Source organism: Rhodobacter sp. P1_C2, from assembly GCF_056406375.1.
In genome coordinates this window covers 443,132-465,849 of the sequence record NZ_JBFUAG010000007.1, presented here as the reverse complement: position 1 = coordinate 465,849, position 22,718 = coordinate 443,132, and the positions used below count along the sequence as shown (strand labels likewise).

Annotated in this window: 22 protein-coding genes; 9 read left to right on the top strand and 13 right to left on the bottom strand. The window is 67.3% G+C overall.

Translation table 11 applies throughout. The features are described 5' to 3' along the window. The first annotated feature begins 119 nt into the window (after positions 1-119). Genes AC1DZT_RS14695 through AC1DZT_RS14685 form a run of 3 tightly spaced genes read left to right on the top strand, consistent with a single transcriptional unit; the run spans position 120 to position 2,995 of the window. Entirely contained in the window at positions 120-842 is a 723-nt protein-coding gene (locus tag AC1DZT_RS14695; protein ID WP_478007379.1) for a GntR family transcriptional regulator, read from the top strand. A gap of 4 nt (positions 843-846) precedes the next feature. Next, positions 847-2,157 (top strand): amino acid deaminase, encoded by a 1,311-nt coding sequence (locus AC1DZT_RS14690; RefSeq protein WP_478007378.1) that lies wholly within the window; start codon positions 847-849, stop codon positions 2,155-2,157. 22 nt (positions 2,158-2,179) lie between these two features. After that, on the top strand, positions 2,180-2,995 hold the full coding sequence (locus AC1DZT_RS14685) for an SDR family NAD(P)-dependent oxidoreductase (RefSeq protein WP_478007377.1): 816 nt from the start codon (positions 2,180-2,182) through the stop codon (positions 2,993-2,995). Positions 2,996-3,034: 39 nt separating this feature from the next. Here the strand turns inward: AC1DZT_RS14685 and AC1DZT_RS14680 are convergent, their stop codons facing one another. The 7 genes from AC1DZT_RS14680 to AC1DZT_RS14650 form a co-directional block, all read right to left on the bottom strand. Continuing rightward, positions 3,035-4,285, bottom strand: coding sequence for an aminotransferase class III-fold pyridoxal phosphate-dependent enzyme (locus AC1DZT_RS14680; protein WP_478007376.1), 1,251 nt, complete (start codon positions 4,283-4,285; stop codon positions 3,035-3,037). Between the two features lie 42 nt (positions 4,286-4,327). Continuing rightward, entirely contained in the window at positions 4,328-4,981 is a 654-nt protein-coding gene (locus AC1DZT_RS14675; protein ID WP_478007375.1) for a class II aldolase/adducin family protein, read from the bottom strand. Between the two features lie 41 nt (positions 4,982-5,022). Next, positions 5,023-6,282 carry a four-carbon acid sugar kinase family protein gene (locus tag AC1DZT_RS14670; RefSeq protein WP_478007374.1) on the bottom strand — a complete coding sequence of 420 codons (1,260 nt, stop codon included), beginning with the start codon at positions 6,280-6,282 and terminating at the stop codon, positions 5,023-5,025. Position 6,283: 1 nt separating this feature from the next. Next, positions 6,284-7,423, bottom strand: coding sequence for an acyl-CoA dehydrogenase family protein (locus AC1DZT_RS14665; protein ID WP_478007373.1), 1,140 nt, complete (start codon positions 7,421-7,423; stop codon positions 6,284-6,286). Between the two features lie 79 nt (positions 7,424-7,502). Then, positions 7,503-8,264, bottom strand: a complete 762-nt coding sequence (locus AC1DZT_RS14660; RefSeq protein WP_478007372.1) for a GntR family transcriptional regulator — start codon at positions 8,262-8,264, stop codon at positions 7,503-7,505. A 90-nt stretch (positions 8,265-8,354) separates the two neighbouring features. Continuing rightward, complete coding sequence (locus AC1DZT_RS14655; RefSeq protein WP_478007371.1) at positions 8,355-9,632, bottom strand: cytochrome P450; 1,278 nt, start codon at positions 9,630-9,632, stop codon at positions 8,355-8,357. Between the two features lie 78 nt (positions 9,633-9,710). Beyond that, positions 9,711-11,309 (bottom strand): ABC transporter substrate-binding protein, encoded by a 1,599-nt coding sequence (locus AC1DZT_RS14650; RefSeq protein WP_478007370.1) that lies wholly within the window; start codon positions 11,307-11,309, stop codon positions 9,711-9,713. Positions 11,310-11,908: 599 nt separating this feature from the next. On the opposite strand from AC1DZT_RS14650, the gene AC1DZT_RS14645 reads away from it, so the two are divergent. The 3 genes from AC1DZT_RS14645 (at position 11,909) to aspA (ending at position 15,184) form a co-directional block, all read left to right on the top strand. Next, complete coding sequence (locus AC1DZT_RS14645; protein ID WP_478007369.1) at positions 11,909-12,628, top strand: helix-turn-helix transcriptional regulator; 720 nt, start codon at positions 11,909-11,911, stop codon at positions 12,626-12,628. A gap of 77 nt (positions 12,629-12,705) precedes the next feature. Continuing rightward, entirely contained in the window at positions 12,706-13,599 is an 894-nt protein-coding gene (locus tag AC1DZT_RS14640) for a LysR family transcriptional regulator (protein ID WP_478007368.1), read from the top strand. 148 nt (positions 13,600-13,747) lie between these two features. Then, positions 13,748-15,184, top strand: a complete 1,437-nt coding sequence (aspA, locus tag AC1DZT_RS14635) for an aspartate ammonia-lyase (RefSeq protein WP_478007367.1) — start codon at positions 13,748-13,750, stop codon at positions 15,182-15,184. A 17-nt stretch (positions 15,185-15,201) separates the two neighbouring features. Here the strand turns inward: aspA and AC1DZT_RS14630 are convergent, their stop codons facing one another. After that, positions 15,202-16,233 (bottom strand): L-idonate 5-dehydrogenase, encoded by a 1,032-nt coding sequence (locus AC1DZT_RS14630; protein WP_478007366.1) that lies wholly within the window; start codon positions 16,231-16,233, stop codon positions 15,202-15,204. A 105-nt stretch (positions 16,234-16,338) separates the two neighbouring features. On the opposite strand from AC1DZT_RS14630, the gene AC1DZT_RS14625 reads away from it, so the two are divergent. Genes AC1DZT_RS14625 through AC1DZT_RS14615 form a run of 3 tightly spaced genes read left to right on the top strand, consistent with a single transcriptional unit; the run spans position 16,339 to position 18,624 of the window. Beyond that, on the top strand, positions 16,339-17,094 hold the full coding sequence (locus AC1DZT_RS14625; protein ID WP_478007365.1) for an SDR family oxidoreductase: 756 nt from the start codon (positions 16,339-16,341) through the stop codon (positions 17,092-17,094). 11 nt (positions 17,095-17,105) lie between these two features. Next, complete coding sequence (locus AC1DZT_RS14620; RefSeq protein ID WP_478007364.1) at positions 17,106-17,603, top strand: gluconokinase; 498 nt, start codon at positions 17,106-17,108, stop codon at positions 17,601-17,603. A 4-nt stretch (positions 17,604-17,607) separates the two neighbouring features. Continuing rightward, complete coding sequence (locus tag AC1DZT_RS14615; RefSeq protein ID WP_478007363.1) at positions 17,608-18,624, top strand: LacI family DNA-binding transcriptional regulator; 1,017 nt, start codon at positions 17,608-17,610, stop codon at positions 18,622-18,624. Between the two features lie 8 nt (positions 18,625-18,632). Here AC1DZT_RS14615 and AC1DZT_RS14610 read toward each other — a convergent pair whose 3' ends face one another. From AC1DZT_RS14610 to AC1DZT_RS14590, 5 genes are all read right to left on the bottom strand, one after another. Continuing rightward, entirely contained in the window at positions 18,633-19,295 is a 663-nt protein-coding gene (locus AC1DZT_RS14610; RefSeq protein ID WP_478007362.1) for a cyclase family protein, read from the bottom strand. A 73-nt stretch (positions 19,296-19,368) separates the two neighbouring features. After that, on the bottom strand, positions 19,369-20,181 hold the full coding sequence (locus AC1DZT_RS14605; protein ID WP_478007361.1) for an ABC transporter permease: 813 nt from the start codon (positions 20,179-20,181) through the stop codon (positions 19,369-19,371). Next, complete coding sequence (locus AC1DZT_RS14600; protein ID WP_478007360.1) at positions 20,174-20,962, bottom strand: ABC transporter ATP-binding protein; 789 nt, start codon at positions 20,960-20,962, stop codon at positions 20,174-20,176. The genes AC1DZT_RS14605 and AC1DZT_RS14600 overlap by 8 nt, the downstream gene beginning before the upstream one ends. Before the next feature lie 18 nt (positions 20,963-20,980). Next, the gene (locus AC1DZT_RS14595; protein WP_478007359.1) at positions 20,981-21,697 is read right to left on the bottom strand and encodes a M24 family metallopeptidase; all 717 of its coding nucleotides are present in this window, start codon (positions 21,695-21,697) and stop codon (positions 20,981-20,983) included. A 17-nt stretch (positions 21,698-21,714) separates the two neighbouring features. Further along, the gene (locus AC1DZT_RS14590) at positions 21,715-22,710 is read right to left on the bottom strand and encodes an ABC transporter substrate-binding protein (protein WP_478007358.1); all 996 of its coding nucleotides are present in this window, start codon (positions 22,708-22,710) and stop codon (positions 21,715-21,717) included. Positions 22,711-22,718 lie beyond the last annotated feature (8 nt).

The window sequence follows — 22,718 nt, the reverse complement described above, 5'->3', positions numbered from 1 at the left end:
GGCCGAGCCCCGGAACTCTGTCCAGTTGAAAGTTGCGCGGCGGAGGATTCTCATACAGGATATATCAAAATCGGCAGATTCGCGCCGTTTCGGGGGCCTTGGTGGTGGGTGGGACGGGCATGACAGGGATCGAAGAGGGCGCGCCCGGCCTCGGGGCACGGCCAAGCCTGTCCGAGCAGGTCTATCGCAGCCTGCGCCTCTCGCTCATGTCGGGGGCCTATCTGCCGGGCACCCGGCTCAACATCAGCAAGCTCGCGGAAGATTTCGCCGTCTCGGCCACGCCGGTGCGCGAGGCGGTGTTCCAGCTGGTCCGCGAACAGGCGCTGGAGCTGCGGCCCGGCCATCAGCCACGGGTGCCGGTCTTGGAAACCGACCGCTACATCAACCTGCGCGAGACCCGCGCCCCCCTGGAACGGCTGGCGACCGAACTGGCCGTGCCCCGTCTGACCGAGGCCGATCAGGCGGTGCTGCACGGCCTGCACGCCCGCTTTGTCGAACGGGAGCGGGCCGAGGACTGGCGCGGCGCGCTGGAGGCCAACCGCGCCTTTCACTTCCACATCTATGCCGCCTCGGGCAATCCGGTGCTGATCGGGGTGATCGAGAACCTCTGGCTGATCGCCGGGCCCTTCACCGCCAACCAGTACCCGGGCCTGCGCAATGCGCAGGTCTCGCCCCATCCGCACGAGATCCTGATGGCGGCGATCGCCCGGAAATCCGCCGCCGAGGCGGGGGATGCGATGGTCAACGACCTGCGCGACGGCTCGTTCCGGCTGTTGCGCCAGATGGAGGCGGAGCGGATGCGCGCCGCGACACCTCCGCCCGCCCCTTTAAACAAGGAATGACACGATGAGCCCGCCCGCCGCCCTTCCCGCCCCCCGCCCCTGGGAGGCGCCCCTGACCGCGCTGGACAAGGGGGTGCCGCATCTTGCCGCCCCGCTGCCGCTGGATCAGGTGGCGGCTCAGGGCTGGAACCTTCTGCGCGAGGATCTGCCCTTGCCGGTGGCAGTGATCCGGCAGGATCTTCTGTTGCACAACAGCGCTTGGATGCGCGGGTTTCTGGCGCGGGCGGGGGTGGATATCGCCCCGCATGGCAAGACGACGATGGCGCCCGCGCTCTTCGACCTGCAGCTGGCCGATGGCGCCTGGGCGATCACGGTGGCGACGCTACAGCAGTTTCAGGTCGCCGTGGCCTTCGGCTACCGGCGGATGTTCATGGCCAATCAGGTGGTGGGCCGGCGGGCGATGGCCGATCTTGTCGCCGTGCTGAAGGCGCATCCCGAGGTGAACTTCTTCTGCCTCGTCGATGACGAAGGCAATGCCGCAGCCCTGGCCGCCGCGGTGCGGCAGGGCGGGCTGGACCGCCCGCTGAACGTCCTGGTCGAACTTGGCTATGAGGGCGGGCGGACCGGCTGCCGGACCGTGGTGGGCGCGCTGGAGCTCGCGCGGGCCGTGGCGGCAGAGGCGCCGGCGCTGCGCCTTGCGGGGATCGAGGGTTTTGAGGGCCTGATCCGCAACGATGGCACGGCGGAGGCCTTGGCGCAGGTCGGCGCGCTTCTCGACGGAATGGTGACCCTGGCCGAAACCGCCGAAGCCGAGGGCCTGTTCGAGCCCGGCGAGGTGCTGCTTTCGGCGGGCGGCTCGGCCTATTACGACATCGTGGCGCAAAAGCTCGGGGCGGCGAGGCTCAGCCATCCCAAGCGGGTGTTGATCCGTTCGGGCTGCTATATCACCCATGACTCGATCCTTTACACCCGCGCCCAGCAGGGGTTGCGCGCGCGTGATCCGGCGCTTGCCGATGCCGGCGGCGGCCTGCAGGCGGCGCTGGAGGTCTGGGCCTATGTCCAGTCACGGCCCGAGCCGGGCAAGGCCATCGTGGGTTTCGGCAAGCGCGACACCTCTTATGACGATCTCCCGCTGGCGCTGAAATGGTTCCGGCCCGGCATGACAGGCCCGGAAGCGATGCCGGAAGGCCATCGCGTGCTGCGCCTGAACGACCAGCATTGCCATCTGGAGGTGCCGGAAACCTCGCCCCTCCGGGTCGGCGACATGATCGGCTTTGGCATCTCGCACCCCTGCCTGACCTTTGACAAATGGCGGCTGATGCATCTGGTGGATGAAAACTACACCGTCACCGGTTCCTTGCGCACCTATTTCTGACCGCCTCTTCAAGGAGATCCCTATGACACAAGGCAAAGTCGTGATGATCACCGGGGCCGCCATGGGCATCGGCGCGGCTACCGCAAGGCTGGCGGCAGAGGCGGGCTACCGCGTCGTGCTGGCCGATATCAACCTGGAACGGGCCGAGGCGACGGCCGCCGCCATCGGGCGGGGCGCCTGGGCGCAGCGCTTGGATATCTGCGCCGAGGCGGACTGGACCCAAGCCCTCGATGCCGTCTGGGCGCGCGAGGGGCGGCTTGATTGCCTCATCAACAACGCCGCCATCGTCCATACCGGCTGGGTCCGCGACGTGCCCCTCGCACAGCACCATGCGACGATGGAGACGAATTTCTTCGGCGCGGTGATCGGCATGACCCTGGCCCTGCCGCGGTTCAAGGCGCAGGGTTCAGGGCATCTGATCAGCGTTTCCAGCATGAACGCCTTCATCCCCTATCCCGGCATCGCCAGCTATGCCGCAGCCAAGCACGCCCTGCGCGCCTTCCACGCCGCCTTTGCGATCGAAGAGCGCGGCGGCCCGGTCGATTTCACCCTGATCTACCCCACCGCGACCGAAACCCCGATGCTGGCCAAAGAGGCCGAGGATGACGCGATGGCGCTGGCCTTCTCCGGCACGCCGGTGACACCCGAAACCGTCGCCGCCCGCATCGTCGAGGCGATGACGACCCGCCCGGTCGAGGTCTTCATCCCCCCCGAACGCGGCGAGGCGGTCAAGCAACTGGGCATCAGCCCCGCCGCGATGCTGGACTATGTCGAGAAGAACGAGGCGATCGGGCTGGAAAAGCTGCGCCTGCGCCGGGCCCAGACGGCGCGGGCTTAGGGGCGGTGCCCCGGCGGATGGTGCCGCCGGGGCGCGGGCTCAGCTTTGGCGCAGACGGGCGAGGGCGGCAAAGGCATCCTCGGTCGCGGTCAGAGCCTCGTCGATCACGGCGGCGTCATGGGCGGTGGACAGGAACATGTTGTGGCGGTGGTTGAGGTAAACCCCGCGCATCAGCGCCTGCTGGCAGAACTGCTCACCCAGGGAATTGGTCGCGTCATCGCCCTTGAACAGCAACAGCGGCATCACCGGCGGGCCGGAGATTTCGATCTCGAACCCATGCCGGGCCGATTGTTCGTAAAGCCCCGCCGCAAAACGCTCGCCCGCCGCCTTCATCACCGCCGGGCCATTCACGCGGTGCAGGACGCCCAGGGTGGCCACGGCGGCGGCCATCGGCGCGCCGGCGTACCAGAAGGACCCGGTGACGAAGACCTTGGCCGCAGCCTCGCGGAAAGCCTCGTTTCCGGTGACGGCGGCGAGGGCCTGGCCATTGGCGATGGCCTTGGAATAGGCCGAGAGGTCGGCCTTGACGCCCACCTCCTCCCAACTGCCGCCGAGGTTCAGGCGGAAGCCGGCCCGCACATCATCGACGATCAGCGCCGCCCCCAGCCGGTCGCAATGGGCCCGGGCGGCGGCGGCGAAGGCGCGGCTGGGCAGTTCCTGGGTCTGGGCCAGATCGTGGCGATAGCCCGAGACGATGATGGTGGCCAGATCATCGCCCGCCTCGGCCACGGCGGCATCGAGGCTCGCCACATCGTTGAAGGTAAAGCGCATCAGATGCACCCGGTCCTCCGCCGTCACCCCGACGAGAGAGGGCGAGCACCAGGGCGCCGCCCCGTGATAGGCCCCCTTGGCCGCCAGCACCTTGCGCCGCCCGGTGCCGGCCCGCGCGATGGTGACGCAGGAGGTCATCGCATCGGTGCCGTTCTTCTGGAACATCGCCCAGTCGGCATGGGGGATGGTGCGGGTCAGAAGCTCGGCCAGTTCGACCAGATGCTCGGTCGGGCCATCGACGCAATCGCCCTTCTCCAGCTGGCGGCGCACCGCTTCGTCCACCTCCGGGTGCTGGTAGCCCAGAACCATCGGCCCCCAGGCGCACATGAAGTCGATATAGCTTCTGCCGTCCACATCCGTCACCCTTGCGCCCTTGCCGCCGCTGAAGAACTGCGGAAAGCCGCGCGGCACGGCGGCGGCGCGCTGGTGACCCCAGAGGCCACCGGGCACGACCCGGGCCGCACGGGCGCGCAGATCGGCATCGCGGCCAGAGATTTCGAGGGGCAAGACATCTTTCATGGCATTCTCCTGCATCATCTGCGGTTTTGGGCATTGAAAGGGTCAGCGGGGCATCCGGGCCTGACCGTAATAGGGATAGCGGCGGTGGACCTCTTCCATCTCGGCCTCGGACAGAAGCACGGGCAAGCCGGCTTGCCGGGCGAGGATATACTGGCGGGCCAGCATCTCGAGCTTGACCGCCAGGTCCAGCGCCTGGGACAGCGAGGTGCCCAGCGTGATCATGCCGTGATTGGCCATCAGGCAGGCCTTGTGACCCCGGCTCGCCTCCACCACGGCATCTGCGAGGGCGTCGGAACCCAGCGCCTCGTACCGCGCGCAGGGGATGGTGTTGCCGCCGAAACTCGCCACCATGTAGTGGAAGGGCGGGATCGGCTGGCGCAGGCAGGACAGGGCCACGCAATTGTCGGCATGGCTGTGGACCACCGCCTGGACATGCGGGTTGTGGCGCATCAGTTCGGTATGGAGCCGCCATTCGGTCGAAGGAATGCCGGAGGTCCCCGGTTTGAGGTCGCCCTCCAGATCAATGGCGACGATGCCCTCGGCGGTCAGGTTCGAAGCCCGGGCGCCGGTGGGTGTGATGAGGATGTGGTCGCCCTGCCGGAGGCTGATATTGCCGGAACTGCCGTGGTTCAGACCCGTCTCCTCCAGAAAGGCGACGGCGGCCAGGATCTCGGCTCTTTGCGCGGCATCGGTCATGGGCTAGGTCCTTTCGGCTTCGGCGGGCGGGTTGGGCGCGGTCACGGGCTTAGCATCGCATCGAGGGCGCGGGGCAGCACATCCTCCGGCCCGAGTTTGCCGGATTTCAGGAACAGGGCCATCGGCACCGGCAGTTCGGCCCGGCAAAAACCGCTGCCGAGCGGGCCGTCGGGCAGGGCGCGCATCCGGCGGATGCCGAGGGCTGCGACCACCGCGCCCGAAGTCTCGCCGCCAGAGACGACGAGCCGGCGGATGCCCCGGTCGCGCAGGCCGACGGCGATGGCGGACAAGAGCGCCTCGGCCCGCCGCGCCGCGCCGATCGCGCCAAGCGCCGCCTGTGCCCGCGCCACCTCGGCCTCATCGGTTGCGGTGGCGATGCAGAAGGGCGTGTGCCCGATCCGGGGCGCGGCCCAGTCCAGCGCCGCTGCGATCAGCGCCGCATCGCTGCGCGGGTCAGCGGGGTCGACGGTCAAAACCGGGCCATGCGTCGCAAACCGGGCGATCTGCGCCGTGGCCGTGGGTCCGACGCTGCCGACGATCACCGCCCCAGGCCCCTGAACCGGCGACACGGATGCCGGTGCCACCGGTGCGCCCGCCAGCGCCTGCGCGTAGCCGATGATCAGCGGATCACTTCCCACCACGACCGCAGCGCGGCGCAGCGCCAGCGCCACCGTGACCTCCACATCCCCGTCATCGCTGGTATCGGCCAGCACATGCCGCGCGCCACCGTCGAGGATTGCCTGCCAGGCGGCGAAGGCGACCTCCGCCCCCTGCCGCAGCACGCCGTGGGGCAACAGGGCCACCGGGCTTTGGGTCTGGCAGGACAGAAAGCGCGCGAGATCAGGGTCAGGCATCGGCGTCAGCGGGTCCTGCCGCTTGATCGACTCCGTCACCAGCCGGCCACGGTAGAAGAGATAGCCCTGATGCACCGTGATGCCATAGGCGGGGAAGCCCGCGCTCATCAGCACGGGCAGGCCGTGGGCGCGGTCGCTCAGCAGTTCGGCGGCGGGGCCGATGTTGCCCTCTGCCGTGCTGTCGAAGGAACCGCTGGCCTTGTAGGCCAGACGCGGGCAGCCGGCGGCGGTGAGGGCATCGGCCGAGGCCGCGATCAGCGCCCGCGCCGCAGGCACGGAAAGGACGCGCGCCCTTGTGGCAAGGATGGCGATCTGGCCCGCCGGCCCCTCCACCAGTCCTTCGGGGTGGAAGGCGACCGGGGCTTCGATGCCCGCCGCCTCGAGCTTGCCCGCGACCAGCATGGCGCCGGTGAAATCGTCCGCGATGATGCCCAGTGCCGCCGCCATGCTAATCCCTCAACATTTCGCGGGCGATGATGATCTGCTGGATCTGCGAGGTGCCCTCGTACAGCCGGAACAGCCGCGCATCGCGGTAGAAATGTTCGACCGGCGAGGCCCGCATATAGCCCGCACCGCCGTGGATCTGCACGGCGCGGTCGGCCACGCGGCCCACCATCTCGGAGCAGAAGAGCTTGGCACAGGCGGCGTCCTGCACGATGCTTTCGCCGGCATCAAAGCGGCGGGCGGCGTCCTGCACCATGGCGCGGCCGGCAAAGGTCTCGGCCGCGCTGTCGGCCAGCATGGCCTGGATCAGCTGATGTTCCCCGATCGGCTTGCCGAATTGCACCCGGCTCCGGGCAAAGCTGACGGATTCCGCGCAAAGCCGCTCTGCCAGCCCGGCACAGACGGCGGCGATGTGCAGGCGCCCGCGGTTCAGCACCTTCATCGCGGTCTTGAAACCCTGCCCCTCGACCCCGCCGATCACGGCATCGGTGGGCACGATGCAGTCCTGCAGGATCACGTCACAGGTCCGCGTGCCGCGCTGGCCCATCTTGGCATCGACCGGGCCAAGGCTGAGGCCCGGCGCATCGCGCGGCACCAGAAAGGCGCTGATCCCCGCGGCCCCCGGTCCGCCGGTGCGCGCCATCAAGGTGAAGACATCGGCATGGGGCGCGTTGGTGATATAGCGCTTGGTGCCGTTCAGGACGTAATGATCTCCCTCGCGCCGCGCCGTGGTCTTGACCGAAGCCGCATCCGAGCCGACATCGGGTTCGGTCAGCGCGAAGGAGCCGATCACCGTGCCCGCCGCCATCCGGGGCAGCCAGTGACGCTTTTGCGCCGCGGTGCCGTCGACGATGATCCCCTGCGCGCCGATGCCGTTGTTGGTGCCAAAGACCGAACGGAAGGCGGGTGAGGTCTGCCCCAGTTCCAGCGCCACCCGGACCTCTTCCTCCATCGTCAGGCCAAGCCCGCCATAGTCTTCCGGGATCGACAGGCCGAAGAGGCCCAGATCGCGCATCTCGGCGATGAGACGGGGCGGGATGGCGTCGGTCTCTTCGACCTCGGCCTCGGCTGGGACCAGCCTTTCGCGCACAAAACGGCGCACCGTCTGCACCAGGCTGTCCAACAGATCCGCGTCCCTGATCACCTGCGCCTCCGTTGCGATGTCTTGCAGCAGACTGGCACAGTCATCGGCGTGCTGCAATAAAAATGGTCATAAATTCCACTTATGCTGATGAGCGGGCGAGTCCCGTCCCGCCAGTGCCCGATGCGGTCTGGCTCTGGTCGGCGGGCTTGCGGCCCTTGCGGCTGCGTTTCTGGCTTGCGGGGTCGTGAAAGCGGCTGACGATGCGCGCGGCGCCTTCGCGCAGGTCGCGGACCAGAAGATCGCCGGCCTCTTGCGGCGATCTGCGGCGCAGGGCGTCGATGATCATCAGATGCGGATGGGCATCGGTCGGCAGTTGCGCGTGATGGGGGAATTGCTCGGCCACGAAGGGACCGGACAAGAGCCAGAGCGTTTCCAGGACATTGACCAGAACCGGGTTCTGCGTGGCCTGGTAGATGGTGAAATGGAAGGCCCGGTTGGCCGCGACCGCCCCGCGCCAGTTGCGGGCGCCGATCGCCTCTGCATAGCTGGCATGGCTGGCGCGCAGTTGGTCGAGATCCTCTGGCGTCATATGCACCGCCGCGAGTTCGCCGGCCATCCGCTCCACCGGCACGCGCGTGTCGCGGATCTGGAGGTAGGAGGCGAGGTCCAGCACGGGCACCCGGGGCTGAAAGCCGGGCTGCAGTTCCAGCGCACCTTCGCGGATCAGCTGGAACACGGCCTCGCGTACCGGAGTCGGCGAGGTGTCGAGCGCCACCGCCAGCTTGCGAATGCTGATCCGGCTGCCCGGCGCATGGAGGCCGGTCATCAGGGCCAACCGCAGATGCGCATAGATGCGGGCCGAGAGGCTGTCGCGCGCGATGTCGGTTTCGGGTTCAGCCATGCTTGCGTGCTTTCCGGCGGTTCTGACCGCTCCTTCCTGACAGAGATCGTTGCGCGGGCAAGATCAAACCGGCCTGACCGAGGTGCCCCGTCAGGCGATCCTGTTCACCTGCAGGGGCAGGCTTTGCAACTGGCCCATGATATGCCCGGGTATCCAGTCCGCCGCTGCGGTGCCGGGCGAAAGGCCAAGGCCGCGTGACGCGAAACCTTCCAGCAGCAGGCGGGTCAGCATGACGCCGACATAACGGCCCGGGCAGATATGCGCGCCGCCGCCGAAGGTCATCAGACCCTGCTGCTTGCGGCCCGGGTCGAACCGTTCCGGGTCGGGAAAGGCCGCGGGGTCGAGGTTGCCCGCGCCCCACATCATCACCACCGTGGTGCCCGCCGGAACCACCATCCCGTCGCGTTCGAAATCGGCGAGGAGATGGCGTTTGAGGTACAGGACCGGCGGCTCCATCCGCAAAGCCTCGGCAATCGCCTTTGCCAGCAGCGTGGGTGAGCTGCGCGCCTCTTCCAGCACTTCGGGGTGGCGCGACAGGCTGAAACAGGTGTTGGCGGTGGCAAGGGCCGCGGTGTGGAACCCGTCGATCAGGTTGCCCGACAGGACCTGGCCGACGCTGCGCGGCAGGATGCCGGTGACATGGATATCCTCGGGGAAATCGAGCTCGCCGATCTGGCGCTGGATCTCCAGCAGGTCGGGATCGCCGCGCGCAAGGCCGCGATCGGCGGCGGCGTCTAGGATGCCGGCATAGGCGTCGAAGGCCAGATCCAGCAGCGCCAGATCGTCGAGATTGCGCTGCAGCACGAAAAGGCGGGTCATCCGGTGGACGGCCTCGGTCATCCGCGCCACCTCGTCCACGGTCAGGTGCAGAAGCCGGGCCCAGAAGCCGACGGTCAGCGCCTCGGCCACCCGTGGCACGAAGTCGATCTCGGTGCCGAGGGGGAGGTTGTCGAGGATCTCCTCCACCAGGGCGCGCACCATTCCCTCCATGTCACCCACCCTTTTCGGGCCGATCCAGTTGAGCAGGATGCGGCGGGTGGCGCCGTGGATGGGCGGGTTGGTGAAGAAGATCTGGGTCGCCAGCACCTCGGCCACGCGCTTTCCCGCGGCCGGAACCGTGCCGGGCGGCGCGTCGAGCCTGCCGGGAAAGGCCACGCCGGGCGGCACGTTGCCGACCTGCGCCGCCGTGCCGAAGGCCAGAAGATCGGCATGGCGAAAGACGACGAGGTCACTTTCGCCGCTTCGCAGATAGCGCGGCTGATCGGCGGCAAAGATCCTCTGGCAGAAGACCTGAAAATTGTCGCGCCCGCCGGTGAAGCCAGCGTCCTGCAGGCTGGGCAGGGCGCGAATGTTCAAAACCTGGGGCAAGGGATGCTCCTGGGGCTTGGGGAAAAGGGGGAGGGGAAGGGTTCGGGCGGGCCTGTCAGGGGCCCGCCCGAAGACAACTCATTCGCCGGTCGAAATCTCGGCCAGGGGGGTGTTGCAGCAGACGCTGAAGCGGACGCCCGTCACCCCCTTGCGATAGGCGAGGATCAGGTCGGGGTTGATCATCGGCAGGAAGATCCCGGTGTTGTCGATGATATCGGCCGCCTCGAACCACTTCTTGGCCGCCGCTTCCGCCGTCGGTGCCGACAGGGCCGCATCCATGATGCCGCGCATGTCGTTGTTCAGGATCGAGGGGTCACGCTCGCCCCCGGCGCGCTTGGCCCAGGTCGATCCAGGGGCCAGGCCGAAATAGTCGATGAACTGCGAGGTGCCGTAGAAATCGGGCGCATAGAAGACGGCGGTCAAGGGGATGCCGTCGCTGTTGACCACATCGCGCCAGTTCGACAGCGGCATCGGCGACAGCGTGACCTTGATGCCGACCTTGGAGAGGTCCTGCTGCACCTTCTGCATCATCAGGCCGAAATCGACGCCATAGACATTCATGTCGGGATAGATCGATTCCAGCTCGAACCCGTCAGGGTGGCCCGCTTCGGCCAAAAGCTTCTTGGCCAGATCCACGTTGTATTCCGGCACCTTGTGGCCATCCGCGCCGGGAAAGCCCGGGGCGACCGGCACCGCGATCTCATTGCCGGCGCCGCCCACCACCAGATCGATCAGCGACTTGCGGTCGATCGCGGCCGAGATCGCCGCCCGCACCTTGGCATCCAGCGGCACCTTGTTGTTCTTCGCCCCCGGCGACAGCGCGAGGTAGACGAAGTTCAGCGAGGGCAGGTTTTCGACCACGACATCCGGCCCGGTCAGGCTTTTCGCCGTTTCCGCGTCGATCTGCTGGGCAATGTCGACCGAGCCCGATTGCAGGGCCTGCGCCTGGGCCACGGCATCCTTGATCTGGCGGAACACCACCTCGGGCACCTTGGCCGGATTGGCGCCCCAATAGGCATCGTTCTTCTTCAGCCGCAGTTCGGCGTTGGGCTCATAACTTTCCAGAACGAAAGGCGCCGAGCCTGCGGAATGGGTCAGGAACCAGGCCTCGGCCGTGTCCTTGTCCACCGCCGTCGCATCGGCCAGACCGCCATTCGCCGCCACCACGTCGCTGTTCAGGATCGCCATGTAGGAGGAGGCGAGGATCTGCAGATATTCCGAATTGGGCGCCGCAAGTTTCAGCACGATGGTGGCGGCATCCGGCGCCTCGATCGAGGCGATCGGATCGACCATGAAGGTCGTGTTGGTCTTGAGGTTCTTCAGCCGCTCGAAGCTCCATTTGACATCCTTGGCCTCGACCGGCGAGCCATCGGCGAATTTCGCCGCCGGGTCCAGATGCAGGGTGATCTGGGTCTGCTCGGGGTTGACCTCCCAGCTTTTGGCCAGCAGCGGCTGCAGCTTGTTGTCCTTGTCGAGGGTGACGAGGGATTCATAGGCCGAGGAGTTGAAGATCTGGCAGGTGTCGCACCAGGCGTGCTGCGGATCGAGCGAGTTGATATCCATGTCGCGCGCGATCACCAGGGTGCGGGCCTCGGCAAAGGCGGTGCCGGACAGGGCCGCGGCAAGCGCCGCCGACAGCACGAGGGCGCGCGGCTGGAACAGTCTGGGTCGTCTCATCATCTGGTCTCTCCACTGTTGCGATTGGCGGGATTCTTTGTCCCGTTCTGTGATCCGGCCCCCGGCATCGCCAGGCGTTCTTCCTGTCGGGGCTGCGAGGCGTCAAAGCGACTCGGATTCAATATGGAACTTAATTTCACATTTAATCAATCTTTCTCTTGCCCGGCGGTTCATTTCGGCTTTCGCGGTCCTGTGCAGGGTCAAACGGGTGCCTCTTGGCAGGGCAGACCCGGGTCTGCGGGCCCGCTCAGACCGGCAAATGCCACCGCGCCCGCGCCCTGCCGCGCGCGTTTCTGCGTCTTGCGCAGCCCGTCAACCCTGTGTGTCTTGGCATTTTTGCTATAGGCGAGGACTCCTTGCGTCAATCGTCCCAAAGGATGGTTTTTGGCCGCATACCCGCGCTGGAGGCCGAAATGGCGGCGCCAAGCTGGCCAGAGCCGCGAAGGGGCAGACAACTGCCGCCGAGGCCCCTTGGAGTTGGGCTGATTTTCGTTGTTTCGATATATGATTTGCGCCACTCTTGAGGGAGTTCGGTCGGGCAAACCGGGACCGGTGGCGCCAGACCTTTCCCGGGTCCCGGCCTGTTCCAGAGGTGTAGCATGGCATTCGCCCCGCGTGACCTGGGTTGCGATGAAACGAGATCGCTGCGCGCGCTCTTGCACTTTGCAATGCAGGCCACCCGGATCTCCTGCGCGACCTTCTACTGGATCGACGAACGCCAGCAGATCCAGTTCGTGGCCAGCGAAGGCGTGGCCGAGGACCGGCTTACGCTCTACCGCGCCAAGTTCCATGCCTTCGATCCCTGCCGCCCGGCGCGGCTGATCGCGCAGGGCCAGCAGCTGCAGACGCTGACCGGGGCCTGCCTTGTTTCGGAGGAGGCAGAGGTTGCCCGCTACCGGCCCTATATGGCGCTGAGCGGGATCAAGGATGCGATGGATCTGCTCTTCTGGCACGAGGGCCGGCCGATCGGCGGTCTGGGGGTGATCTCGAAGGGCGACGATGCCCAGTTCGCGCCCGAGACGGTTCTTCTGGCGCAAAGCCTGCGGCGCTATGTCGAGGCGAGCCTGGCCTTTCACCCCCATGTGCAGCGCAGCACGGCGCGGCTGCGGCTGAAGGCGCGCTATGACCTGTCCCGCCGCGAGCTGGCGGTGGCAGAGCGGATCGGGCAGGGCCTGACCAATCAGGAGATTGCCGAGGATCTGGTCATCGCCCTGCCGACGGTGAAAACCCATGTCCAGAGCCTGTTCCGCAAGGTCGGCGTCAGCAACCGCACCTCGCTGACGGCAGAGCTGCAGGGGCCGCCCGCCTTCGGCGCCTGACGCCGCGCGGCACCGCATGTCGGGCTTGAACCCGCAGCGCCCTCTCGCCATGATCGCGGCAGGGCAGGGAGGCCAGAATGGATTTCAAATGGCTCGAGGATTTCCTGAGCCTTGCCGGCACCCACAGCTTCTCGCGCGCGTCGGAATTGCGCGGGGTGACGCAAAGCGCCTTCAGCCGCCGCATCCGCGCGCTGGAGGAGTGGCTGGGTGCGACCCTGGTCAACCGCGACAGCCATCCGGTGACCCTGACCGACGAGGGCAAGCTGTTCCGCGAGACGGCGGAAGAGACGGTGCGGATGCTGACCGCCCGCCGGGCCGAGTTCCGCCACAGCGCGCAAAGCGGCGGGCCGCAGATCTCGCTCACCGCACTGCACAGCCTGACCGTGACCTTCCTGCCCGGCTGGCTGATGCAGCTGCAGGGCCTCGTCGGGCCGGTGGCCAGCCGGGTGATGCCGGAAAACTTCAGCCATTGCATCACCGCGCTGACCGAGGGCGGCTATGACTTCTTTCTGACCTATCATCATCCCGGCGTCGAAATCCCCTTGGGCCGTGGCTTTCCCCATCTCGTCGTCGGCAAGGACAGCCTCGCCGCCGTCGCCCGCCCCGGCTGGCCCGAGGCCTGGACGCGCGACGGCATGCCCTTGATGCAATATTCCCGCGGGTCCTTCCTCGGCACCCTGGCGCAGATCGCCCAGGCCCAGCCGGGCGCGCCGCGGGTCTATGTCGCCCATATCAACGAGGCCTCGATGGCCGAGGCGATGAAGTCGATGGCGCTGGAGGGTCATGGCGTGGTCTGGCTGCCGCGCCGCATGGTCGCCGCCGACATCGCCGCTGGCCGGCTGGAAGTCGTGGCCCCCGAACTGCCGATGGAAATTCGCCTCTACCGCAACGCCGCCCGCACCAGGGCGCTGTCGGCCCGGGTCTGGGCCGCTGCCGAGAAACTCGCGCAGGATTATGCAAAAACGGAATGACTAAGCCGATCTTGGCATTGGTCATGACGCATTTTTAGGCGTAAATGGAAGCAATCGGCCCTGAGAGCCGCAGATACCCCGAACCTCCCAGACCATTATCGCATGGCCCCGGCACCCGCCGGTTTTGGCCCCATCCGAGGACTGCCCGATGACCCGCCCCCAGCCGACCCGCCCGATGACCCATCCGCTTGTGCGCATTGAACACGACTTGCTTGGTGACCGTGAGGTGCCCGCCGATGCCTATTGGGGGGTTCACACCCTGCGCGCGGTCGAGAATTTCCCGATCTCGGGGCAAAGCATCGGCCTCGTGCCCGATCTGATCAACGCGCTCGCCGCGATCAAGCAGGCCGCGGCCGAGGCGAATGCCGATCTGGGCCTGCTGACCCCGGCCCGCCGCGCCGCCATCGTCGCCGCCTGCGAGGAAATCCGCAGCGGCCGCCTGCATGACCAGTTCGTGGTGGACCAGATCCAGGGCGGGGCCGGCACCTCGACCAACATGAACGCCAACGAGGTCATCGCCAACCGCGCCCTGGAGATCATGGGCCACCCCAAGGGCGCCTATGCCTTCCTGCACCCGAACGAACATGTGAACCAGAGCCAGAGCACCAATGACGTCTATCCAACCGCGCTGCGGCTTGCGGCCTGGCTCGGCATTCACCGGCTGATCGCCGCGATGGCCTCCTTGCGGGGGGCTTTCGAAGAGAAGGCGGCCGAATTTGCCGATGTCCTGAAGATGGGTCGCACCCAGCTGCAGGAAGCAGTGCCGATGACCCTGGGGCAGGAGTTCAACACCTTCGCCATCATGCTGGGCGAGGATGAGGCGCGGCTGGCCGAGGCCGCCAATCTGATCCTGGAGATCAACCTCGGCGGTACGGCCATCGGCACCGGGATCACCACCCATCCCGCCTATGCCGCCAAGGCCTGCGCGCAACTGGCGCGGGTCACCGGGATACCGGTCGTCGCCGCCGCCGACCTGATCGAGGCGACGCAGGACTGCGGCGCTTTCGTCCAGCTGTCGGGGGTCCTGAAACGGGTGGCTGTCAAGCTGTCGAAGACCTGCAACGACCTGCGGCTTCTCTCCTCCGGCCCCCGCGCCGGTTTCAACGAGATCAACCTGCCGGCGATGCAGGCCGGCTCGTCGATCATGCCGGGCAAGGTCAATCCGGTGATCCCCGAAGTGGTCAACCAGGTCGCCTTCGAGGTGATCGGCAACGATGTCACCATCACCTTCGCGGCCGAGGGCGGCCAGCTGCAGCTGAACGCCTTCGAGCCGATCATCGCCTACAGCCTCTTCCGCTCGGTCAGCCACCTCGAGGCCGCCTGCCGCACGCTGGAGACGCGCTGCATCCGCGGCATCACCGCAAACCGCGCCCTGTTGCGCGCCAGCATCGAAAACTCGATCGGCCTCGTGACCGCGCTCAACCCCTATATCGGCTATGATGCGGCCACCAAGGTGGCGCTGGAGGCGCACCACACCGGGCGCGGCGTCTACGAACTGGTGCTGGAAAGCGGCCTGATGACGAAAGAGCAGCTGGACCAAGTGCTGAGCCCCGAGGCCCTGACCCGCCCGCAACAGCGGATCTGACCAGGGCAAGGCGACGGTCAGGAAAACACGATCTGCGCCTTCATGGCCTGGCTGCGGTCCGAGGCGAGGGTGAAAGCCTCCTCGGCGCGGTCCAGCGGCAGGGTCTGGGTGATCAGCGGTTTGACGTCGATCAGCCCCTGCCGCATCAACCCCACCCCGGTGGCAAATTCGGGGTGGAAGCGGAAGCTGCCGCGCAGGTCCAGCTCCTTGGCGGTGATGGCCATCATCGGCAGGGTCATGTCGCCGCCAAGGCCCAGTTGCAGGATCACCCCGCGGGGCCGCATCGCGGCAATGCCGCTGGCGAGGGCCGAGGCGACCCCGGTGCATTCGTAAAGCACGTCGAAATGGCCTTTGCCCGCGGCATAGGCCGCCAGCGCCTCGGGTGCGCGGGCGGTATTGATCACCCGGTCCGCCCCGACCCGCGCCGCGATGCCCAGGGTGAAATCCGACAGGTCCACCGCGACGATCTCTGCCGCGCCGGCCCGGCGGGCGGCGAGGATCGCCAGCGCCCCGATCGGGCCGCAGCCGGTGACCAGCACGCGCTTGCCCAGCATCTCGCCCGCGCGCCGGGTGGCGTGAAGCGTCACGGCCAGAGGCTCGGCCATCGCGGCCTCTCCGGCGCTCAGGCCCGTCGCATCGACGCATTGGCTGGCATCGGCGACCAGAACCTCGCGGAAGGCGCCCTGCACATGGGGGAAGGGCATGGCGCTGCCGTAAAACCGCATCTGGGCGCAGTGGTTGGGGAGCCCCTCGCGGCAAAAGGCGCAAGTCCCGCAGGGGCGCGAGGGGGATACGGCCACCAGCTGCCCGAGGTGGAACCCGGTCACCCCCGGCCCGATCTCCTCGACAAAGGCGGAAACCTCGTGCCCCAAGATCATCGGTTCGCGCAGCCGCACCGTGCCAAAGCCGCCGTGGTTGTAGTAATGCAGATCCGACCCGCAGACCCCGCCCGTCGCCAGCCGCAGGCGCAACTGGCCGGGGCCGGGGGCCTCCTCCGGGCGATCCTCGATCCGCAGATCGCGCGCCGCGTGAATGACAATCGCCCGCATCAGCGCGATCCCTTCGTGCTTGACCTGTGGTGTTATCGATAACATAACCGTCAGGACGTTTTTCTGTCGAGAGAAAACCAGGCTCTCGCCGCGAGGAGGGATGGCATGTCTGTTTCACTGTTCGATCTGACGGGCAAGCGCGCCCTGGTGACCGGGTCGTCGCAGGGCATCGGCTTTGCCCTGGCCAAGGGGCTTGCGGCGGCGGGGGCGCAGGTCGTGCTGAACGGCCGCGGTGCGGGCAAGCTCGCACAGGCGGTGGGCGCAATTCCCGGGGCGCAAAGCCTTGCCTTTGATGCCACCGACCATGCGGCCGTGCGCGCCGCGGTCGACGCCTTCGAGGCGGGGACAGGCGCCATCGACATCCTGGTCAACAACGCCGGGATGCAGCACCGCGCCCCTCTGGAGGAGTTCCCGGCCGAGGCTTTCGAGCGCCTTTTGCAGACCAATATCGCCAGCGTCTTTCATGTCGGCCAGGCCTGCGCCCGCCACATGATCGCGCGGGGGCGGGGCAAGATCATCAACATCGCCAGCGTGCAGACCGCGCTCGCCCGGCCCTCGATCGCGCCCTATACGGCGACCAAGGGGGCGGTGGGCAACCTGACCAAGGGCATGGCGACCGATTGGGCCCGGCACGGGCTGAACTGCAACGCCATAGCGCCCGGCTATTTCGACACGCCGCTCAATGCCGCGCTGGTGGCGGACCCGGCCTTTTCCGGCTGGCTGGAAAAGCGCACCCCGGCGGGACGCTGGGGCAAGGTCGAGGAGCTGGTCGGCGCCTGCGTCTTCCTCGCCTCGGAGGCGTCGAGCTTCGTCAACGGCCACATCCTTTATGTGGATGGCGGCATCACGGCCTCTCTGTGAGGGGGGCTGCGATGCTGCGCGTGGTTCTGATGGGGGTTTCGGGCTGTGGCAAGTCCAGCGTCGGGGCGGCCGTCTCGGCGCTGACCGGGGTGCCCTATGTCGATGGCGATGACCTGCACCCGGCGGAGAATGTCGAAAAGATGCGTGCCGGCATTCCCCTGACCGATGCCGACCGCTGGCCCTGGCTTGACCGGGTGGCGGCGGCCTTGCAGGACCGCGCGCCGGTGCTGGTGGGCTGTTCGGCCCTGAAACGGGCCTACCGCGACCGCATCCGCGCCGGCGCGGGCGGGCCGGTGCGTTTCGTCCATCTTTCGGGCAGCCGCGACCTGATCGCCGCCCGCATGGCGCGGCGAAAGGGCCATTACATGCCGCCCTCGCTTCTGGACAGCCAGTTCGCCGCGCTGGAGCCCCCCGGCCCGGACGAGGCCCTGACCGTCGACATCGCCCAAAGCACCGAGGATCTGGCGCAGGTGATCGCGGCGGACCTCGCCCGCTGGGTCAAGGTCTGACGCGATGCCCAACCCGCGCCGCCCCCCGCGGATGAGCGACATCGCCCGCGTGGTCGGTGTCTCGCCCATGACGGTGAGCCGCGCCTTCCGGCAGGAGGCCTCGGTCACCGAAAAGACCAGGGCGGCGGTGCTGACGGCGGCCGAGGCGCTGGGCTATGTCTTTGACAGCCGGGCCGCGACCCTGCGCCTGCAACGCACCGGCTTTGTCGCGGTCACCATCCCCTCGATCAACAACGCGAACTTTGCCGATACCCTGGCCGCCCTGACCGAGGGGCTGAAGGCAGAGGGCCTGCAGATCCTGCTTGGCTATACCGATTACGACCTCGGCAAGGAGGAGGAACTGATCGAACAGCTGCTGCGCCGCAGGCCAGAGGCGATCATCGTGACCGGGGGCCACCATACGGCGCGGGCGCGGCGGCTGCTGGCCGGGGCGGGCATTCCGGTGGTCGAGATCTGGGACCTGCCCGCGCAGCCTATCGGCCATGTCGTGGGCTTTTCCAATGCGGCGGCCATGACCGGGCTGGTCGATCATTGCGTGGCGGCGGGACGGCGCCGCATCGCCTTCATCGGCGGCGATGCCGAAGGGGACAGCCGGGGGGTGGACCGCCGGACCGGCTTTCTTGCCGCCATGCAGCGCCACGGGCTTGCGGCACCCCGGCTGATCGATGTCGGCCCACCCCGGGCCTCGATGCGGCAGGGGGCCGAGGCGATGGCGCAGCTTCTGGAGCGCGCGCCCGAGACCGAGGCGGTGATCTGCGTCTCGGACCTTTGCGCCTTCGGGGCGCTCAGCACCTGTCAGCGGCTTGGCATCGCGGTGCCCGGGCAGATCTGGCTGGCCGGGTTCGGCGATTACGAGATTGCCGGGGTCTGCGTGCCCGGCCTGACCACGGTCAACCCGCATCCGCGCCAGATCGGCCAAAGCGCCGCCGAACTGATCGCCCGCGCGCTGGACGATGCGATTGTGGGTGCCCAGACCATCGCCATCGCCCCCAGCCTGATCCTGCGCGCCTCCACCGGCTGAGCGTGTTGTCAGCGCGGCGCGTCCGGAACCTCGGCCACGGCGCGCAAGGGGGCACCGCTGCCGCCTGCGATCTTCAGGGGCAGGGCGGTCAGCTGGCAGAAGGGCGGCAAGCGGCCAAGGTTGGCGAAATTCTCGCCGATCAGCACACCTTCCTGCAAAAGCCGAAGATGGGCGGGGAAGGTCGTGCTGCCATAGCGGTCGATCGACATGGCATCGGTGGCCACGATCCGCACGCCCCGCGCCACCAGAAGATCGGCGGCCTCGCCCGACAGGCCGGGCCAGTCGCGCAGGACCCTCGGGTCCTCGCCCTGCCAGAAGCGATCCCAGCCGAAGTGAAAGGCCACGGCATCGCCGGGCAGGATCGGGCCCTGCGCCGCCTCGAAAGCCAGGATCAGCTCTGGACCCACGGCGCTGTCGGGCGGGACCTGCGCCTTGATCGTGGCCAGCCTGCCGAAGAAACGGGGGAGGGGGATCTCGTCGATCGCAGCCCCTCCGGCGATGAAATGCGCCGGTGCGTCGAAATGGGTGCCGCAATGTTCCGACATCGCCAGCGCGTGGTTGCAGGAGATCGCCCCCGCCCCGATCTCTGACACGCTGCGCTGTTCAAAAGCGGGGTCGTCGGGCCAGACCGGCATCAGGTTGCGCATCGGATGGGTCAGATCGATCAGCATCGCGCCTCTCCTCGCAGGGCCGGGCCGCCCCGCCGCCAGAGTGACGCCCCGCTGGCGCGAAAACAAGCCGCACTCAACCCCGCCAGTAAGACCGCGACCAGCGCCGCGCCTTGGAGGAGGACCGCCAGGGCGTCAGCAGAAACTCGGCCACCACCACCAGAAGAAAGGCGAGGATCCCCAGTGCTGCCAGAAAGGCGATGGCCGAAAAGGTGCCCGCCGTGTTCAGCCGCGAATTGGCCTGCAACAGATAGGCCCCGATGCCGCCACTGGTCGAGGCCGTCCATTCGGCGATCACGGCGCCGGTGACGCTGAAGGTCGCGGAAAGCTTCAGCGCCGAAAACAGCGGCGAATAGGTGGCGGGCAGTTTCACATGGCGGAAGATGTTCATCCGCGACGCCCCCATCGAGCGGACGAGGTTCAGCACATCGCCATCGACCGAGGCCAGACCGTCCAGCACATTGACCACCACCGGAAAGAAGACGACCAGCGCCACGATCACCAGTTTCGGCGCCAGACCGAAACCCAGCCAGATAGTCAGCGCGGCCGAGATGGCGATGATCGGGATGGCCTGGCTCAGGATCAGGATCGGGTAGAGGATGCCGCGCACCGTTTTCGACAGGTCCATCACCACCGCCAGCACAAAGCCGGTGCCGGCGCCCAGGATGAAGCCCAGCAGGAACTCGACGAAGGTCACATAGAAACCGGTGACGAGGGGCTGCCAGTCCTCGATGATATGATGGCCCACATCCTGTGGTGAGGGCATCACATAACGCGGGATCTGGTAGAAGGAGACGAGCGCCGCCCAGAGGGCGATCACCAGGACCAGGGCGCAGATCGGATAAAGGACCTTGAGGAACAGAGCCTTGCCTTGCAGCGTGTCAGACATGGTCAAGCGCCTCCTCGGCATCCGTGGTCGTGGTCTGGTAGATCGTGGCGAGGATGCGCTGCTTCAGGGCCACGAACTCCGGGTCGATCAGACTGGAGACCGGGCGCGGCCGAGGGATCGGGACCGAGATCACCTCGTGGATTCTCCCAGGCCGGGGCGTCATCACCACGACGCGGTCGGCGAGGAAGATCGCCTCGTCGATGTCATGGGTGACAAAGATGATGGTGCGCTTCTCGCGGCGCCAGACCGACAGCAGCCATTGCTGCATCGCGAGCCGGGTCTGCGAATCCAGGGCGCCGAAGGGTTCGTCCAGCAGCATCACGTCGCGGTGCATCGCAAGCGTGCGCATCAGCGCCACGCGCTGGCGCATGCCGCCCGACAGCGCCGCCGGATAGTGGTTGATGAAATCGCCAAGGCCATAGCGGGTGGCGAGCGCCACGCCTTCGGCCCGTTCGCCCTTGCTGGCGCCGCCCTTCAGCAGCGCGCCGAGGACGATGTTGTCCAGCACCGTGCGCCAGGGCAAAAGCAGGTCCTTTTGCAGCATGTAGCCGACATGGCCGGACTTCCCGGTCACATCCTGACCGTCGATCAGCACGCGCCCGCCGCTTGGCGCCAGAACCCCGGCGATGATGTTGAACATCGTGCTCTTGCCGCAGCCCGAGGGCCCCACCACCGAGACGAACTCCCCCTCGGCCACCTCAAGATCGGTGGGCGACAGCGCCAGCACGTCCTTGAAATTGCGTGAGACGGATTTGAGCGACAGTTTGGCAGGCTTGGTCATGCGGCAGGTTCCGGCAATTCAAAGGGTGAAGCAGCGTTCGCGGCCGAACCAGACGAGGTCTTCGACCTTGACGGCGATGCCATCCCGCGCGGCAAAGGGCTCGATCGCCCAGGCGCCCCACATCGGCGTGGCGTTGCACGCGTCGATGAACTGGTGCAGATAGGCCGCCCCCGGGGTCAGCGAATGGCCGATATTGCCCAACTGGTCCAGAAGGATGAAACCTTCGGCGGTGAGCCTGGCATGGCTGAGGCCGAAAAGCTCGTTGGCGGGCATGCCGGGGCGGCATTGGGCGAGGGTCTCGTAATGCAGCACCTCCAGATCGGCGAGGGCCTTTTTCGCCTCCGGATAGTCGCCAATCACCGCGCAGCGCGTGCAGTCGCCCCAGAAGCCGCTTGCGGTGATCGGGTGGACATCGACCATCAGCACATCCCTCGCGGCGGCCTTCTGCGCGGTCGGCGGGTTGGTGGGAAAACAGATCAGCGTGTTTTCCCCCAGGCCGACATTGGTGATGGTCCAGACATGGTCGATGTCATGGGCGATCAAGCTGGCGCTGATCGCAAGCTCCACCTCCTGTTCGCTGATGCCTTCGGCCGCGACGGCAAGCCCCGCCGCCGCAGCCGCCCTGGCGATCTTTTGCGCCTGAACCAGACCGGGCGGCGGCAGGTCCGCGACATCGGGGCCGGGACGATAGGTCCAGGCGGGAACAATGCGGCGGACGGGGCTTGGGTCGGTCATCGCGGTCTCCGGCTCGCTTACTTGGTCAGGTAGTCGTTGGTGAAATAGGCCGTGGGCGCCTCGACCGACTTGACCACCTCGAACTTGGTCAGCGCGGCCAGAAGCGTGGTCCAGTCTGCCTCGCTGCTGGTCATCAGATCGGCGTCCATCGTGCCGAACAGCGGGATCGTGTCCTTCCACTGCTGCGAGATGAAGGTGCCGTCATAGGCCTTGGCATAGGTCTCGGCAAAGGCGGCGATCGCCTCGTCTGGGTTGGCCACGGCATATTCGATGCTTTTGCGGGTGGCGCGCAGGAAGGCCTTGGCAAGATCGGGGTTCGCCTTCAGCCAGGGCTCGTTGGCGGCCAGCATGAAGATCGGCGTATTGGGCACGCCGTGGTCGGTGGCGGCCATGAACTCGGGCTTCTGGTTGCCGGCGGTGACCATCTCGGTTCCTTCGGCATTGGTGATGCCGGTGATCGCATCGACCTTGCCCTGCAACAGCAGCGGCACGGTGTCATCCGCCGCGGCCACGGTCTGCACATCGTCCAGCGTCAGGCCGCCATCCGCCAGCATCATCGACAGCTGTGCCTTGGTCCAGGCGTCGTTGTAGATGCCGATGGTCTTGCCCTTCAGCTCTGCAATCGTCAGCGGCTTGCCCTGCGCGCTGATGATGCCCCAGTTGTTGCCGCGGCCATAGCGGCCGATGGCCACGACCGGCGCCTCTTCGCCGCGCGCGAAGATCACGTCCATCACCGTGGTGAAGGCCAGCTGCGCCCGCCCGGTGCCAAGGAATTTCATCGTGTCGGCCACGGTCGGCGGGGTCACCACCTCCAGCTCGATCCCCTCGTCGGCGTAAAAGCCCTTCTTGCTGCCGAGGATCCACGGAATCCAGAAGCCATCCGGCACCGGCCATTCCTGGATGAAGGTCAGCTTGGTCAGGTCCGCCGCAAAGGCCGGGCGGAGGGCGGCGGCACTGGAGGCGAGGGCGAGCGCCATGGCGCCAAAGCTGCGGCGGGTGAGGGTCGGGCTCATGGTCACAT

What these genes read in the sequence shown, in the direction of transcription:
- AC1DZT_RS14650 (WP_478007370.1), bottom strand. Translation starts at nt 11,309, where the DNA reads ATGAGACGACCCAGACTGTTCCAGCCGCGCGCCCTCGTGCTGTCGGCG.
- AC1DZT_RS14620 (WP_478007364.1), top strand. Translation starts at nt 17,106, where the DNA reads ATGCTGCGCGTGGTTCTGATGGGGGTTTCGGGCTGTGGCAAGTCCAGC.
- AC1DZT_RS14660 (WP_478007372.1), bottom strand. Translation starts at nt 8,264, where the DNA reads ATGGCTGAACCCGAAACCGACATCGCGCGCGACAGCCTCTCGGCCCGC.
- AC1DZT_RS14625 (WP_478007365.1), top strand. Translation starts at nt 16,339, where the DNA reads ATGTCTGTTTCACTGTTCGATCTGACGGGCAAGCGCGCCCTGGTGACC.
- AC1DZT_RS14695 (WP_478007379.1), top strand. Translation starts at nt 120, where the DNA reads ATGACAGGGATCGAAGAGGGCGCGCCCGGCCTCGGGGCACGGCCAAGC.
- AC1DZT_RS14600 (WP_478007360.1), bottom strand. Translation starts at nt 20,962, where the DNA reads ATGACCAAGCCTGCCAAACTGTCGCTCAAATCCGTCTCACGCAATTTC.
- AC1DZT_RS14670 (WP_478007374.1), bottom strand. Translation starts at nt 6,282, where the DNA reads ATGGCGGCGGCACTGGGCATCATCGCGGACGATTTCACCGGCGCCATG.
- AC1DZT_RS14685 (WP_478007377.1), top strand. Translation starts at nt 2,180, where the DNA reads ATGACACAAGGCAAAGTCGTGATGATCACCGGGGCCGCCATGGGCATC.
- AC1DZT_RS14675 (WP_478007375.1), bottom strand. Translation starts at nt 4,981, where the DNA reads ATGACCGATGCCGCGCAAAGAGCCGAGATCCTGGCCGCCGTCGCCTTT.
- aspA (WP_478007367.1), top strand. Translation starts at nt 13,748, where the DNA reads ATGACCCGCCCCCAGCCGACCCGCCCGATGACCCATCCGCTTGTGCGC.
- AC1DZT_RS14645 (WP_478007369.1), top strand. Translation starts at nt 11,909, where the DNA reads ATGGCATTCGCCCCGCGTGACCTGGGTTGCGATGAAACGAGATCGCTG.
- AC1DZT_RS14690 (WP_478007378.1), top strand. Translation starts at nt 847, where the DNA reads ATGAGCCCGCCCGCCGCCCTTCCCGCCCCCCGCCCCTGGGAGGCGCCC.
- AC1DZT_RS14610 (WP_478007362.1), bottom strand. Translation starts at nt 19,295, where the DNA reads ATGCTGATCGATCTGACCCATCCGATGCGCAACCTGATGCCGGTCTGG.
- AC1DZT_RS14680 (WP_478007376.1), bottom strand. Translation starts at nt 4,285, where the DNA reads ATGAAAGATGTCTTGCCCCTCGAAATCTCTGGCCGCGATGCCGATCTG.
- AC1DZT_RS14640 (WP_478007368.1), top strand. Translation starts at nt 12,706, where the DNA reads ATGGATTTCAAATGGCTCGAGGATTTCCTGAGCCTTGCCGGCACCCAC.
- AC1DZT_RS14590 (WP_478007358.1), bottom strand. Translation starts at nt 22,710, where the DNA reads ATGAGCCCGACCCTCACCCGCCGCAGCTTTGGCGCCATGGCGCTCGCC.
- AC1DZT_RS14605 (WP_478007361.1), bottom strand. Translation starts at nt 20,181, where the DNA reads ATGTCTGACACGCTGCAAGGCAAGGCTCTGTTCCTCAAGGTCCTTTAT.
- AC1DZT_RS14630 (WP_478007366.1), bottom strand. Translation starts at nt 16,233, where the DNA reads ATGCGGGCGATTGTCATTCACGCGGCGCGCGATCTGCGGATCGAGGAT.
- AC1DZT_RS14615 (WP_478007363.1), top strand. Translation starts at nt 17,608, where the DNA reads ATGCCCAACCCGCGCCGCCCCCCGCGGATGAGCGACATCGCCCGCGTG.
- AC1DZT_RS14595 (WP_478007359.1), bottom strand. Translation starts at nt 21,697, where the DNA reads ATGACCGACCCAAGCCCCGTCCGCCGCATTGTTCCCGCCTGGACCTAT.